A 13,270-nucleotide genomic window follows, 5' to 3' on the forward strand; every position below is an offset into this window, starting at 1 on the left:
TAGTACAACTTGTACAACTTAAAGGACATGACTTTGGAAGAAATGGAAGAATTTTTTGAAAAGTTGGGAGAAAGCAAGTTTAGGGCGAAACAGCTTTACAAATGGATCTATGAAAAAAGAGTCAAAGATTTTGACTTGATGACGGATATTTCTAAAGATTTAAGAGCAAAACTTAAAGAAATCGCTTATGTATCTGAGTTGAAAATCATAGAAAGACGAGTTTCCCAGATAGATGATACGGTTAAGTATTTGTTTTTGCTAGAAGATAAAAATATAATTGAAGGTGTGGGAATAAGGTATAAATATGGAAATACAGCTTGTGTATCTACTCAGGTTGGGTGTAATATGAGGTGCAAATTTTGTGCTTCTGCCATAGGAGGAAAAGTAAGGGACCTAAAAGCGTCAGAAATGGTAGACCAAGTAATGGCAATAGACCAGGATTACGGTAAGATTTCCAATATAGTTCTTATGGGGAGTGGAGAGCCTTTTGACAATTATGATGAAGTTATGAAATTTATTAAGATAGTTAATAATCCTTTTGGTTTAAATATAGGGAAAAGGCATATCACCATTTCTACTGTAGGTATAGTTCCTAAGATTTACAGATTTGCAGAGGAAAATCTTCAGGTGAATTTGTCTATATCTTTGCATGCTCCTAACAACGAATTGAGAAGCGAACTTATGCCGATAAACAGAGCGTATCCACTGGAAGATTTGATGAAAGCCTGCAGATATTATACAGAAAAAACTAACAGAAGGATCACTTTCGAATATGCATTAATTGATGGAATAAACGACAAAAAAGAACATGCTTACCAGCTGGTAGACCTTCTTAAAGGCATGTTATGCCATGTAAATCTGATTCCTATAAATTACGTGAAAGAAATAGGTTTTAGGAAGTCCAGTAATGAAAAAGTAATGATGTTTAAAAGGATCATTGAAAATGCTGGGATACCGTGTACTGTGAGAAGAGAGTTAGGAAGCGATATTGAGGCTGCTTGTGGGCAGTTGAGAAGAAAGTATCTGAAAGAGGGGTAAGGTTTATGATTGTGGCTGCCCTTACTGATATAGGCAATTTTAGAGAAAAAAATGAGGACTATTATTATGCTTCTTTTGATAAGGATTTTCCGCTTTTCATAGTAGCAGATGGGATGGGAGGACATAACGGAGGAGAGATCGCTAGTAAATTGGCTGTAGAGTCGGTAGTAGAGTATTTCAAAGATAATTATCCCAAGTTGAAAACCAAAGAAGCCAACGCTATAGAAGAATTGGTAAAGAATTCTGTAAAGTTTGCCAATAAAGTTGTGTACAGTTATGCTTGTGCTGAATGTGAGCTTGAAGGCATGGGAACCACCCTTACCCTACTGTTTTTTGAAAAAAATCACTTTTTTATAGGTCATATTGGCGACAGCCGAGCGTATTTAATAAGAAATAAAAAAATTTTGCAAATAACAGAAGACCATTCATTTGTAGAAGAATTAGTGAAAATGGGCAAGATAACACAAGAAGAAGCGAGGGTTCATCCACAGAAGAACATCATTACAAGGGCTCTGGGTGTTGATGAAGAAGTTGAAGTGGATATCTTTTATGGGGATGTGCTGCCTCAGGACATCCTATGCTTATGCACTGACGGGCTTACAAATTTGGTAAGGGATGAAGACATACTGCAAGAATTCAGCAAAAATAAGGACATAACTAAAGCATGTGAGAACCTTGTAAACATGGCTAAAGAAAATGGCGGCTATGACAATATAACTATCGTAGCTGTTAAGGAGGTGGGACTGTGATAGGGAAAATACTGGGGAACAGGTACGAGATATTGGAAAAAATAGGAGAAGGTGGAATGGCAAAGGTTTACAAGGCCAAATGCCACCTCCTTAACAGAATTGTTGCCATAAAGATTTTAAGGCCAGAATTTGCAGCGGATGAGAGTTTTGTAAAGAAGTTTAAGAGGGAATCGCAGGCTGCAGCTAGTCTTTCTCACCCAAATATAGTAAGTATATATGATGTAGGACAAGAAGGAGATATATACTATATTGTAATGGAATATGTAAAGGGTCATACATTAAAGGAAATTATTAAAGAAAATGGGGGACCTCTTGAGATAGAAAGAGCGGTAAACATTGCTCGGCAGGTTGCTAAAGCCTTAGATCATGCTCATAAAAATAAGATAATTCATAGAGACATAAAACCTCAAAACATTTTGATTACAGAAGATGATGTAGTAAAGGTGACCGATTTTGGGATAGCTAGAGCTGCTAACGGAGCTACCATAACTTATACAGGAGATGTGATTGGAACTGCTTACTATTTTTCTCCTGAACAAGCAAAGGGTAGTATAGTGGATGAGAGAACAGATATATATTCTCTTGGTATAGTGCTTTTTGAGATGCTGACGGGTAAAGTTCCTTTTGAGGGAGAAAGCCCTATTTCTGTGGCTTTAAAGCACATACAGGAAGATATAATACCCCCATCGCGGTTTAATGAAAAAGTTCCCGAAGAACTCGATAAAATAGTTATGAAAGCTACGCAGAAAGACCCTAACTTGAGATATCAAACAGCATCCGAATTTTTGAAAGACCTGGATACTTTTCTCAGAAATCCGAAAGACCTCGTATTTGAAGAAAGAGATTTTGAAAAGACAAAGGTTATGCCCTCAAAAGAGGCTGAAGAATTAAAGAGAACTGCTTTAAAAGCAGAAAGAGAGAAAAAGAGGAAAGATTTGTGGAAAAAAGTGGGAGTTATTCTTCTTGTTTTGATGTTTCTAGCTTCTCTTTCTTATGGAACTTTTTATGTCCTTAATAATTTCTTTAAAGTGAGCGATGTAGTTGTTCCAAATGTGGTAGGACTTTCTATTAGTCAGGCGAGCAAAATTTTGTCCGAACATAATTTGAAAATGGAGATAAGCGAGGAACGATACAGTGATAAACCAGAAAATACTATAATTGAACAACAGCCTGCAGAGGGTACGTTAGTAAAACCGGGGAGTACAGTATATGTTATAATAAGCAAAGGAAGACAGGTAGTTATTGTTCCAAATGTAATAGGGCGTGATTATCTTGAGGCTAAAAGCATTTTGGAAAATGCAGGTCTTAAAGTCAATTTTATTGAAAACTACAATGACCAGTATCAAAAGGGATATGTATTTGATCAGAATCCTCGATACGGAGTTCAGGTAGAATATGGTACTACAATCGACGTGTACGTGAGCAAAGGCTCACAACCTTCGGTTGTTCCAAATGTAGTGAATATGAGTCTTGATGAAGCTAAAGTCGCTCTTGAAAATGCTGGATTGACGCTGGGGAAAGTTATTTACAATGAAACCACCGATGTTCCGGAAAATACAGTGCTTCAGCAAAGCGTCCCACCTGATACTCAAGTTAAAAAGGGAAGTCCGATAGATTTGATAGTTAGTAAATTGCCACAAAATTCTTTGCAAGAGTCGACGAAAAATGTTATCATTAATTTGCCAAATAAAGACGGGCCTATGAAAGTAGAGGTTTATGTTATACAGGACGGAAAGAAGAGCCTAGTCTATTCTGGAGAACATACTTCTAACGATAGCCCTTTGAATGTTCCTGTGACAGCTAAAAAAGGGAAAGCCATTATTGAAGTTGACATTGATGGACAAGTATACAGCAGAGTGGAGGCGAGATTTTAATTGGAGAGGGTAAAAGGAAGAATCACGAGGGGAATCGCTGGATTTTATTATGTGGCTACGGATCGAGGTATTATAGAGTGTCGAGCGCGAGGAAAATTTAGAAAAGAGAACATTGTACCTATGGTTGGAGATTTAGTTGAAATACAGCTGGTGAATGAAAAAGAGGGGTATATATTAGAGATTTTGCCCAGGAAGAATCAACTCATAAGGCCTCCTGTTGCCAATGTAGATCAAGCCATAATAGTTTTTACAATATCTAAGCCAGAAATAAACAGGGTGCTTTTGGATAAAATGGTTGTCCTTGCAGAGGTCAATCATATAGAACCTATAATCTGCATAAATAAAGTAGACATGGAAAAAAGGGAAGCAGTAGATAATCTAATTGGGGTTTACAAAAAAATAGGTTACAAAGCCTTAGCGACTTCTGCTGTAACTGGAGAAGGTCTAAAAGAGTTAAAGGAGTATTTAAAAGACAGGATCTCATTCTTTGCAGGGCCTTCTGGAGTAGGTAAGTCTTCTTTGATAAATTCGATACAGTCAAATATAAAATTAAAGACGGGAGAACTTAGTGAGAAGCTTGGGAGGGGAAGGCATACTACTAGGAGCGTGGAGTTTTTGTCTTTGGATTTTGGAGGATATGTTTTAGATACGCCTGGTTTTACAGCTTTGGAGATTGATATTGCTAAGGAGGAGCTTAGGAATTATTTCAGAGAATTTTTAAAATTTCAAGAAAACTGCAGATTTACTTCTTGCCTTCATGTGAGTGAGCCGGGCTGTGCGGTAATTGAAGCTTTAGATGAGGGTCACATAGATAGACAGAGGTATATAAGCTATTTAACTCTTTTGAGGGAGATAAAAGATAAGGAAAAGAGGAGGTATAAAAGTTGAAAATTGCTCCTTCTATACTTTCGGCCGATTTTGCTAACCTTTTGCAAGAAGTAAAAGAAATAGAAGAAGATGCAGATCTTTTGCACATAGACGTGATGGATGGACACTTTGTTCCTAATATAACAGTTGGTCCTTTGGTAGTAAAGGCCCTTAGACAATATACGTTTTTACCTTTTGACGTCCATCTTATGATTGAAAATCCTGATTTTTATATAGAAGACTTTGTAAAGGCTGGAGCAGATATTATTACAGTACATCAGGAAGCCTGTGTACATCTGCACAGGACGATACAAAGGATAAAAAACCATGAGATAAAGGCGGGAGTTGCTCTAAATCCTGCCACTCCCCTTGAAACTTTAAAATACATTTTAGAATACGTGGATATGGTGCTTATTATGACTGTAAATCCGGGCTTTGGTGGTCAAAAATTCATAGATTCCATGCTTAAAAAAATTAAAGAATTAGATACCATCAGGAAAGAACAGAATTTGAGTTTTGAAATCGAGGTAGACGGTGGAATAAACGTAAACAATATAAAACAGGTTGTGGAGGCTGGAGCAGACATAGTAGTGGCGGGGTCTGCAATATTCGATTCGCCCGATCCTTCGGCTACTATAAAAGCTTTTAGAGAGGCTGTAGGAGTATGAAAGTGCTGATTATATCCAATGGCGAAATAAGAGACTATGAATTCTATAAAAGCCTTTTGGAAGAAGTAGATATGGTTATATGTGCTGATGGAGGAGCGAATCATGCTTATAGGATGAAAATAAAGCCTTTTTTAATAATAGGTGATTTTGATTCGGTAGATAAAGAGATACTGGAATTTTATCAAAAGCAAGGGGTTATGGTAGAAAAATTTCCTACAATGAAGGATGAAACAGATACACAGCTTGCACTGAAAAGAGCTATAGAACTGGGAGCCAATGAAATAACTTTTATAGGAGTTATTGGCGACAGATTTGACCATTCCTATGCCAACCTTTCTCTTTTGCTTTATTCGCTGAAAAGAGGTGTAAAGAGCAGGATTATAAACGAGAAAAATGAAATTTACTTGATAGATGACCAGATAGAGCTTGAGGGGGAAAAAGGGGACTTACTGTCTTTACTTCCTTATTCTGGAGAGGTAGAGGGAATATATACAAAAGGACTTTTTTATCCTCTTTCTGGAGAGACTATGGTAATGGAAAACCCCTATGGGATAAGCAATGTTTTTATAGAAGAAAAAGCCTCCGTAAAAATAAAAAAGGGGCTTCTACTTGTCATAAAACCTAAAGACTAGTGTCTTAATCCCCTTCCTTTGAATAGTATGTATTAGCTTCATGAAAAGGAAGGGGCGTTTTTATGAATAAATTTATTCAAAAGCTAAAAAGATTCAATAGGCAAACAAATTATGCACTTGGGTACCTGCTGATGGGGATTGGGGCTTTTATTTTTGTTATGTCTATTCCACCATGGCTGTGGATGATTTTATTAGGTATTTTACTTGTAATAACGGGATACTATGTTAACATATATTTTAAATAAAATAAAAGCGTGCAAAGCTGCACGTCTTCTTTATAGAGCTCTTTGAACTTTTCCTGCCTTGAGACATTTTGCGCACACGTTGAGAGTTACAGGGGTACCATCCACAATAGCTCTTACTTTTCTTATATTAGGCTTCCACCTTCTTATGGTTCTTCTGTTGGAGTGGCTGTATTGAAAGCCCCTTATAGAGCCTTTGCCGCAAATGTCGCATTTTGGCATTGTTGATTACCTCCTTTTAAGACCTGTATTTTTCGCAACAATACCATTTTATCATCATATTGTTTAAATGTAAATACCTTCTTTGACAATTTGGTTGATAGCAGAGAAACTTTCAGGTAAAATATAAATAAGAATCGGAGGGATAGAGTATGGTTCAGATAAAAAACAACTATGGTAGCATAACCATTTCAAATGATGCCATTGCTGCAGTGACCAGCAGGGCTGTTTCAGAATGCTATGGAATAGTGGGATTAGGAAGAAAAGGAGCAAATGGCTTGGTAGAGATATTCAAGACGGAAAATTCCGGGAAAGGTGTCAAAGTATCCTCTTCCCAGGAGGGCTTAGTTTTAGAAGTATACATAGTGGTACTTTATGGAGTGAATATAAAGACTGTATCTTTGAATGCGATCGAAAGAGTAAAGTATGCTGTAGAAAAGTTTACAGGCCTTAAGGTATCAAATGTTACAATAAATGTTCAGGGAATCAAGGTTGACAATTAAGGAGGAAGGTACGTTGAAAAATATAGAGGGAAAGATTTTAAAGAATATGATAATAACCGGTGCTAATTATTTGTACAACAATAGAAGTGAAGTGGATAAGTTAAATGTATTTCCTGTACCTGATGGAGATACTGGCACTAACATGGCTCATACGCTTCTTTATGCCGCAAAGGAACTGGAGAAAACTGGGGATACTATAAGAGAAGTATTGGAAACAATTTCTAAAGGCACTTTAATGGGAGCAAAAGGGAATTCGGGAGTAATCTTGTCCCAGATTTTTAGGGGATTTACAAGAGAGCTAAAGGGTTTAAAGAAAATCACTACCTGTGATTTTGCGAAGGGGCTAAAGGCTGGAGTGGAGACTGCCTACAAAGCAGTTATGAGGCCGGTGGAAGGTACTATTCTCACTGTGGCAAGAGAGACAGCAGAAGAGGCTATAAACATATGTCGTGAAGTGCAAGAATTCGAAGATTTCTTAGAAATTTTAATTAGCAAAGCAGAACAATCTTTAAAGAATACTCCTAATTTACTTCCCATTTTGAAAGAAGCTGGTGTAGTTGATTCAGGTGGAACAGGTTTTGTATACGTGCTTCGGGGGATGCTGGAAGGACTTAAAGGAAATAAGATAGAGCTTCAGGAGGTCTTTGAAGATAAAAAAGAGTTAAAGCTCCCTGAGGGAGAACTTAAGTATCTTTATTGTACAGAAATACTTGTCAAAACTAACAAAAGTTATTCAGAGGCGCTTTTAAAAGAGCGTTTTAAAATTTTTGGAGATAGCTTAGTGGTTGTGGCAGAGGATGACCTTTTGAAAGTGCATGTTCATACTAACAATCCTGGTCTAGTACTGGAAGAAGGAGTAAAGATAGGGGAACTAATAAAAGTCAAGATTGACAACATGAAGTTCCAACATGAGACCATTATAGAAGAAAATAAAAAGCCCAATAAAAAATATGGTATTCTTGTGGTAGCTACAGGGGATGGAGTAAAAGAGATTTTTAAGAACTTGGGATGCGATGTAATAATTGACGGGGGACAAACTATGAATCCCAGTACTAACGAGATTTTAAGAGGAATAGAGAAGATTAATGCAGAACATATTCTTGTATTTCCCAACAATAAAAATATAGTGATGGCGTGTGAACAGGCAAAAAAATTGACGGATAAGAAAGTAGAAGTTATTCCTACCAGAAACTTTAACGAGGCGATTGCTGCTATTTTAGCTCTCGATTTGGAAAAGGGATTTGATGAAAATATAAAGGATATTGAAGAAGTGTTAAAGGGTGTAAAAACCATTGAAGTTACCTTTGCCATCAGGAAGTCGAAGATAAACGGTTTTGATATAAAAGAAGGAGACATATTAGGGTTTGTAAATGAGAAACTGGAGATGGTAGGGAAAGATTATAACGAAGTGGCAAAAAATCTTATAATGAACTCTGTAACTCCAGAAACTTCTCTTGTGACTATATATTATGGTAAAGATGTTACAAGGGAAGAAGCAGAAACTCTTAGAGATTTTGTTTCCGATCAGCTGGATGTGGAGGTTCATTATGGAGGTCAGCCGCTCTATTATTACGTCATATCACTTGAATAAAAAGGTGAAAAAGCATGTCCATAGATTTGGATATACAATATGTTAAAGGTGTGGGACCTAAAAGAGCAAAACTTTTTAGAAAACTGGGTATAACTACGGTAAAAGATTTGATATTTTATTTTCCCAGAGATTACGAGGATAGAAGTAGGATACTAAGAATTGAAGATTTAGAGGTAGGAGAAAAACAGACTTTTAAGGCTTACGTTGCAGGAAATGCAAGAGAGATAAGGACTTCTCGTGTTATTATTACAAAAGTTCCTGTAAAGGATGGTACAGGAGCGGTAGAGCTTGTTTGGTATAATCAGCCTTATATGAAAAATAATTTTAAGGTAGGAGAAGAATACATCATAAACGGGAAACTGCAGTTTAAATACGGGCAGCTTGTAGTAGAAAATCCTGTATTAGAAAAATCTGAAGAGGACCTGAATCTCAATACAGGTAGAATTGTGCCTATATACAGTTTGACTGAAGGGCTTACGCAAAACATCGTGAGAAAAGCGGTATTTAACGTGTTAGGCGAATATCTCGATGAAATAGAGGATTTTTTTGATAGAGAATTCCTGCAGGCCAAAGGACTTATGGATTTGAAAGAAGCTCTACTGAACATTCATTTTCCTAAAAACGAAGAGAAACTTCTGAAGGCAAAATACAGACTTAAATATCAGGAACTATTTTTGCTGCAACTGGCACTGTTTTTGGTGAAAAAGTCAGTTAAAGAAAAAAAAGGTATAAGATTTAGAAAAGTAGACATTACTCCTTTTTCTTCAAACCTTCCTTTTAAACTCACTCCTGCCCAGATAAAAGTTTTAAAAGAAATTGTGATCGATATGGCATCTGATAAAGTCATGAATAGACTTGTACAAGGGGATGTGGGGGCAGGCAAAACAGTAGTAGCAGCTTTTGCTATGTATATTGCAGCAAAAAATGGATATCAAGTAGCTATGATGGCTCCAACGGAAATATTAGCAAAACAACACTATAAAACATTGGAAGAGATTTTTAAAGGCACAGATATTCGCATTGGGCTGTTATCTGGAAGTCTCTCACCTTCTTTGAGAAAAGAAGTATTGGAAAAGATCAAAGAAGGAGAATACGACGTAGTAGTTGGTACCCATGCCTTGATAGAAGAGGATGTGACCTTCAAAAAGTTAGGCCTTTGTATAACAGATGAACAACACCGCTTTGGAGTGAGGCAAAGAGCTTTATTAGCTCAAAAGGGAGAAAATCCGGATGTATTAGTAATGACAGCTACTCCCATTCCACGGACTTTGGCTTTGATCTTGTACGGGGATTTAGACATATCGATAATAGATCAGTTGCCACCAGGAAGAAAAAAAGTAAAAACTTATATAATACCCTCTTATATGCGAAGAAAGGCTTATGAGTTTGCGATGAAGGAAGTGAAAAAAGGGAGACAAGTATACGTAGTGTGTCCTTTGATTGAAGAATCGGATAAAATAAAAGCGGTTTCTGCCGAAATAGTATATAAGGAAATTTATCAAGATGCTTTTAGAGAGGCGAAGGTGGGTCTTCTCCACGGTAAAATGTCAGATAGCGAGAAAGAAAGGATTATGGAAGCGTTTGTAAAGGGGGAGATCGATATTCTCGTTTCGACTACAGTAATAGAAGTAGGAGTGAACGTTCCCAATGCTACGGTGATGATTGTAGAAAATGCGGATAGATTTGGACTTGCTCAGCTTCACCAGTTGAGGGGAAGAGTTGGGAGGTCTGAATATCAATCTTACTGCATTTTGATAAACTATTCTTCTTCTGAGCTCAGTAAAAAGAGGCTGGAAGTATTAGCTAAGACTTCTGATGGGTTTAAAATTGCTGAAAAAGACCTTGAGATAAGAGGACCGGGTGAATTTTTAGGGGAAAAGCAACATGGTCTTCCAGAGTTAAAGATTGCTAATCTTTTTGAAGATATTGATATACTAAAGAAGGTGCAAAAAGATGTTGAAAACCTCTTATATGAAGACCCAAAGCTTGAGAAATATCCGAAATTGAAACAGACCCTTGTATCAGAATTTTATGATAGAGTAAAGGATATAATATTAAATTAAACAGAAAGGAAGAAGAGCTGTATGGGTAAAATTGCAATCGTCACTGACAGCTTATCCGATATACCTGAAGACCTTATAAAAACTTATGGAATCTTTGTGGTTCCGCTTACCATAAACATAGAGGGGAAAAGTTACAAAGATGGTGTAGACATAAAGAAGGAAGAGTTTTACAAGCTTTTAAGAGAAGGTAAAATGCCTACCACTACACAAGCTTCTCCAGTAGAGTTTATGGAACTCTTTGAAGATTTACTGAAAAGCTTCGATTACGTTATTGCAATTATTCTAACTTCCAAATTCAGTGGTACATACCAATCTGCTATGATAGCAAAAGATATGGTAGATAAAAATAGAATAGAAGTGATAGATTCGAGGCAGTTCAGCCTTGGAAATGGTTTGCTTGTGCTAAAAGCTGCTAAAATGGCTGCTGAGGGTTTTTCTAAAGAAGAGATAGTCTCAGCAGTATATGAGACAATTCCTAAAATAAGAGGTTTAATGGTCTTTGATTCGCTGGATTATCTTTATAGAGGTGGAAGACTTTCCAAAACTCAATCGATCATAGGAGGAATTCTAAACGTAAAACCTATATTGACCAACTATGAGGGAGAGTTAAAAGTAATAGACAAGGTAAGAGGTCAGAAAAAGGCTATCAAGTGGATAATAGACTATATGAAAAATACCGGCATAGATTTTTCTGAAAAAGAAGTAGGGTTAATTCATACCGACAAAGAAGAATTTTTGAATGAAATAGAAGCAGCTTTGCGAAGTGAATTGGGAATCACTAAGTTTATAAGGTCTCAGGCAGGATGTGGGATAGGCACTCATGCTGGACCTGACGCAGTAGGAGTATTTTTTGAAGAAAAATAAATTTTTATTATTTGCCATTTCAATCACTTTTATACATTTTTGAAAACAAATTTATAGTTTAGGTTGTGATATTTCGGTTAAATTAATAATACAAACATATATGGAGGTGATTGAAATGGCAGTAGGTTCAGAGAACAAAAATCCTCTCGTAGTTAAAGAAGCAAGACAGATAATGAATCAGTGGAAGTATGAAGTGGCAAGAGAATTAGGAATTAATCCTCCCGCTGATGGTTATTGGGGAAATTTAACCTCTAGAGATTGCGGTGCTGTAGGTGGCCACATGGTGAGAAAGATGATACAAATGGCAGAAAGCCAGTTGGCCAGCAAAGGTACCTGGAAATAGACAAAAAGTAGGGATATCTATTAAGATATCCCTACTTTATTTCACTTTGTTATATATAGCAATAGTTTACAGGTATATTAGATAAATAGGGTGGATAAATTAATAATGAAACAGATTGCAGGAGGTGATTAAAGTGGCAGTAGGTTCAGAAAACAAAAATCCCCTTGTAGTAAAAGAAGCTAGGCAAGTAATGAACCAGTGGAAATATGAGATAGCTAATGAGTTAGGAATCACTCCTCCAGCCGATGGATATTGGGGGTATTTAACTTCAAGAGATTGCGGTGCTGTAGGTGGCCACATGGTAAGAAAGATGATACAAATGGCAGAAAGTCAAATGGCCAGCAAAGGAACATGGAAATAAGGGAGGCCCAAAAAAGGCTTCCCTTTTTAAATTTTTAATCCAGGCAGGCATTCTCCTGCCTGGACTGGGAGAGGAGAAATTGAAGGAAGAATTGGGGAAATTTTTATTCCCGTTAATATTATTTGCCAAAATCAAAAACTTTTATACATGTTTTTTATAAGATTTTAAAAAAATATGTTAAAATAAATAGAGGAAAGTGGGGGAAAGAGCTTGAGAGTCATATCAGGTAGCCTGAAAGGTAGAAAAATCAATTCTTTGGTGGGGGAGGAAGTACGGCCTACTTCGGACAGGGTCAAAGAAGCACTTTTTAATATTCTAATGGGCAGGATTGAAAGCAGTGTTTTTTTAGACCTTTTTGCAGGTACGGGGAATGTGGGTATCGAGGCTTTGAGCAGAGGAGCAGAGTTTTGCTATTTCGTGGATAAAAATTTGAGCAGTATAAGATGTATCATAGAAAATATAAATAAACTCAATCTTAAACCTTTCTGCAGGATACTTCACATGGATGCTTTTGTGGCTTTAGACATGTTTCACAAAAAAGGCATAAAATTTGATATAATATTTTTGGACCCGCCCTATCACCAAAATCTTTCGGAAAAAGCGCTAAAACGAATAGCCTCCCTTGAAGTTTTAAAAGAGGGAGGAGTGGTTGTGGCAGAAATTCATAAAAGAGAAGAACTGAAAGAAAGATACGGGAATTTAAAAAAAGTAAAAGAGAATAGATATGGAGAAACAATTCTTGTGTTTTATGAGGAGGAACTATGAGAGTAGCGATTTATCCTGGAAGTTTTGATCCAGTCACATATGGTCATATTGACATAATAAAAAGAGGTGCAAATCTTTTTGATAGATTAATTGTAGCTGTTTTACGTAATCCGGCTAAGAAACCTTTGTTTTCTATTGAAGAGAGGATAGAACTTTTAAAAGAGGTTACCAAAGACATTCCTAATGTAGAGGTAGATTATTTTGATGGACTTTTAGTAGAATATGCCAGAAAAGTTAATGCAAGTGTGATAATAAAAGGCTTGAGAATGATCTCAGATTTTGAATATGAATTTCAGATGGCTCTTGTGAATAAAAAACTAAATCCCTCAATTGAAACGGTTTTTCTAATGACAAGCGCCAAGTACGGCTATTTGAGTTCTAGCCTTGTCAAGGAGATCGCTCAATTTGGTGGATGTCTGTCGGAATTTGTGCCGGATGTGGTGGCGGAAAAGCTTGTTGATAAGTTTAAGAAAAGCTGAAGGGGGTTTTGT

16 protein-coding genes are annotated in these 13,270 nt (G+C 36.7%); 15 read left to right on the plus strand and 1 reads right to left on the minus strand.

The window, feature by feature from the left end; genetic code table 11:
* Positions 1–9: 9 nt before the first annotated feature.
* The 7 genes from rlmN to ACPLVE_RS00120 all read left to right on the plus strand — a co-directional run bounded on the left by rlmN (position 10) and on the right by ACPLVE_RS00120 (position 6,073).
* Entirely contained in the window at positions 10–1,038 is a 1,029-nt protein-coding gene (gene rlmN, locus ACPLVE_RS00090) for a 23S rRNA (adenine(2503)-C(2))-methyltransferase RlmN (RefSeq protein ID WP_424608732.1), read from the plus strand.
* A gap of 5 nt (positions 1,039–1,043) precedes the next feature.
* Positions 1,044–1,787, plus strand: a complete 744-nt coding sequence (locus ACPLVE_RS00095; protein ID WP_424608733.1) for a Stp1/IreP family PP2C-type Ser/Thr phosphatase — start codon at positions 1,044–1,046, stop codon at positions 1,785–1,787.
* Complete coding sequence (gene pknB / locus ACPLVE_RS00100; protein WP_424608734.1) at positions 1,784–3,661, plus strand: Stk1 family PASTA domain-containing Ser/Thr kinase; 1,878 nt, start codon at positions 1,784–1,786, stop codon at positions 3,659–3,661. The genes ACPLVE_RS00095 and pknB overlap by 4 nt, the downstream gene beginning before the upstream one ends.
* A complete protein-coding gene (gene rsgA / locus ACPLVE_RS00105; protein WP_424608736.1) occupies positions 3,662–4,549 on the plus strand; it encodes a ribosome small subunit-dependent GTPase A in 888 nt (295 codons plus the stop codon). It begins immediately after the preceding gene.
* Positions 4,546–5,196, plus strand: coding sequence for a ribulose-phosphate 3-epimerase (rpe, locus tag ACPLVE_RS00110; RefSeq protein WP_424608738.1), 651 nt, complete (start codon positions 4,546–4,548; stop codon positions 5,194–5,196). Before rsgA ends, rpe begins: the two co-directional genes overlap by 4 nt.
* A complete protein-coding gene (locus tag ACPLVE_RS00115) occupies positions 5,193–5,828 on the plus strand; it encodes a thiamine diphosphokinase (RefSeq protein ID WP_424608739.1) in 636 nt (211 codons plus the stop codon). Before rpe ends, ACPLVE_RS00115 begins: the two co-directional genes overlap by 4 nt.
* Positions 5,829–5,890: 62 nt before the next feature.
* Positions 5,891–6,073: a hypothetical protein gene (locus tag ACPLVE_RS00120; protein WP_424608741.1), complete on the plus strand. Its 183-nt coding sequence runs from the start codon at positions 5,891–5,893 to the stop codon at positions 6,071–6,073.
* Between the two features lie 30 nt (positions 6,074–6,103).
* Here the strand turns inward: ACPLVE_RS00120 and rpmB are convergent, their stop codons facing one another.
* A complete protein-coding gene (rpmB, locus tag ACPLVE_RS00125; RefSeq protein WP_424608743.1) occupies positions 6,104–6,292 on the minus strand; it encodes a 50S ribosomal protein L28 in 189 nt (62 codons plus the stop codon).
* 149 nt (positions 6,293–6,441) lie between these two features.
* Here rpmB and ACPLVE_RS00130 point away from each other — a divergent pair, with 149 nt between their 5' ends.
* The 8 genes from ACPLVE_RS00130 to coaD all read left to right on the plus strand — a co-directional run bounded on the left by ACPLVE_RS00130 (position 6,442) and on the right by coaD (position 13,258).
* Positions 6,442–6,792: an Asp23/Gls24 family envelope stress response protein gene (locus ACPLVE_RS00130; RefSeq protein WP_424608745.1), complete on the plus strand. Its 351-nt coding sequence runs from the start codon at positions 6,442–6,444 to the stop codon at positions 6,790–6,792.
* A complete protein-coding gene (locus tag ACPLVE_RS00135; RefSeq protein WP_424608746.1) occupies positions 6,764–8,383 on the plus strand; it encodes a DAK2 domain-containing protein in 1,620 nt (539 codons plus the stop codon). Before ACPLVE_RS00130 ends, ACPLVE_RS00135 begins: the two co-directional genes overlap by 29 nt.
* Positions 8,384–8,397: 14 nt before the next feature.
* Positions 8,398–10,446: an ATP-dependent DNA helicase RecG gene (gene recG, locus ACPLVE_RS00140; RefSeq protein WP_424608748.1), complete on the plus strand. Its 2,049-nt coding sequence runs from the start codon at positions 8,398–8,400 to the stop codon at positions 10,444–10,446.
* A 21-nt stretch (positions 10,447–10,467) separates the two neighbouring features.
* Positions 10,468–11,310, plus strand: a complete 843-nt coding sequence (locus ACPLVE_RS00145; protein ID WP_424608750.1) for a DegV family protein — start codon at positions 10,468–10,470, stop codon at positions 11,308–11,310.
* Between the two features lie 115 nt (positions 11,311–11,425).
* Complete coding sequence (locus tag ACPLVE_RS00150) at positions 11,426–11,653, plus strand: small, acid-soluble spore protein, alpha/beta type (protein WP_424608752.1); 228 nt, start codon at positions 11,426–11,428, stop codon at positions 11,651–11,653.
* A gap of 133 nt (positions 11,654–11,786) precedes the next feature.
* Entirely contained in the window at positions 11,787–12,014 is a 228-nt protein-coding gene (locus ACPLVE_RS00155; protein WP_011025749.1) for an alpha/beta-type small acid-soluble spore protein, read from the plus strand.
* A 210-nt stretch (positions 12,015–12,224) separates the two neighbouring features.
* Positions 12,225–12,779: a 16S rRNA (guanine(966)-N(2))-methyltransferase RsmD gene (rsmD, locus tag ACPLVE_RS00160; RefSeq protein ID WP_424608753.1), complete on the plus strand. Its 555-nt coding sequence runs from the start codon at positions 12,225–12,227 to the stop codon at positions 12,777–12,779.
* Positions 12,776–13,258: a pantetheine-phosphate adenylyltransferase gene (gene coaD, locus ACPLVE_RS00165; protein WP_424608755.1), complete on the plus strand. Its 483-nt coding sequence runs from the start codon at positions 12,776–12,778 to the stop codon at positions 13,256–13,258. The genes rsmD and coaD overlap by 4 nt, the downstream gene beginning before the upstream one ends.
* Positions 13,259–13,270 lie beyond the last annotated feature (12 nt).

The organism is Caldanaerobacter sp. (assembly GCF_049701115.1).
Classification (GTDB): domain Bacteria; phylum Bacillota; class Thermoanaerobacteria; order Thermoanaerobacterales; family Thermoanaerobacteraceae; genus Thermoanaerobacter.

What these genes read in the sequence shown, in the direction of transcription:
- ACPLVE_RS00095 (WP_424608733.1), top strand. Translation starts at nt 1,044, where the DNA reads ATGATTGTGGCTGCCCTTACTGATATAGGCAATTTTAGAGAAAAAAAT.
- ACPLVE_RS00115 (WP_424608739.1), top strand. Translation starts at nt 5,193, where the DNA reads ATGAAAGTGCTGATTATATCCAATGGCGAAATAAGAGACTATGAATTC.
- ACPLVE_RS00120 (WP_424608741.1), top strand. Translation starts at nt 5,891, where the DNA reads ATGAATAAATTTATTCAAAAGCTAAAAAGATTCAATAGGCAAACAAAT.
- rpmB (WP_424608743.1), bottom strand. Translation starts at nt 6,292, where the DNA reads ATGCCAAAATGCGACATTTGCGGCAAAGGCTCTATAAGGGGCTTTCAA.
- ACPLVE_RS00130 (WP_424608745.1), top strand. Translation starts at nt 6,442, where the DNA reads ATGGTTCAGATAAAAAACAACTATGGTAGCATAACCATTTCAAATGAT.
- ACPLVE_RS00135 (WP_424608746.1), top strand. Translation starts at nt 6,764, where the DNA reads ATGTTCAGGGAATCAAGGTTGACAATTAAGGAGGAAGGTACGTTGAAA.
- recG (WP_424608748.1), top strand. Translation starts at nt 8,398, where the DNA reads ATGTCCATAGATTTGGATATACAATATGTTAAAGGTGTGGGACCTAAA.
- ACPLVE_RS00145 (WP_424608750.1), top strand. Translation starts at nt 10,468, where the DNA reads ATGGGTAAAATTGCAATCGTCACTGACAGCTTATCCGATATACCTGAA.
- ACPLVE_RS00150 (WP_424608752.1), top strand. Translation starts at nt 11,426, where the DNA reads ATGGCAGTAGGTTCAGAGAACAAAAATCCTCTCGTAGTTAAAGAAGCA.
- coaD (WP_424608755.1), top strand. Translation starts at nt 12,776, where the DNA reads ATGAGAGTAGCGATTTATCCTGGAAGTTTTGATCCAGTCACATATGGT.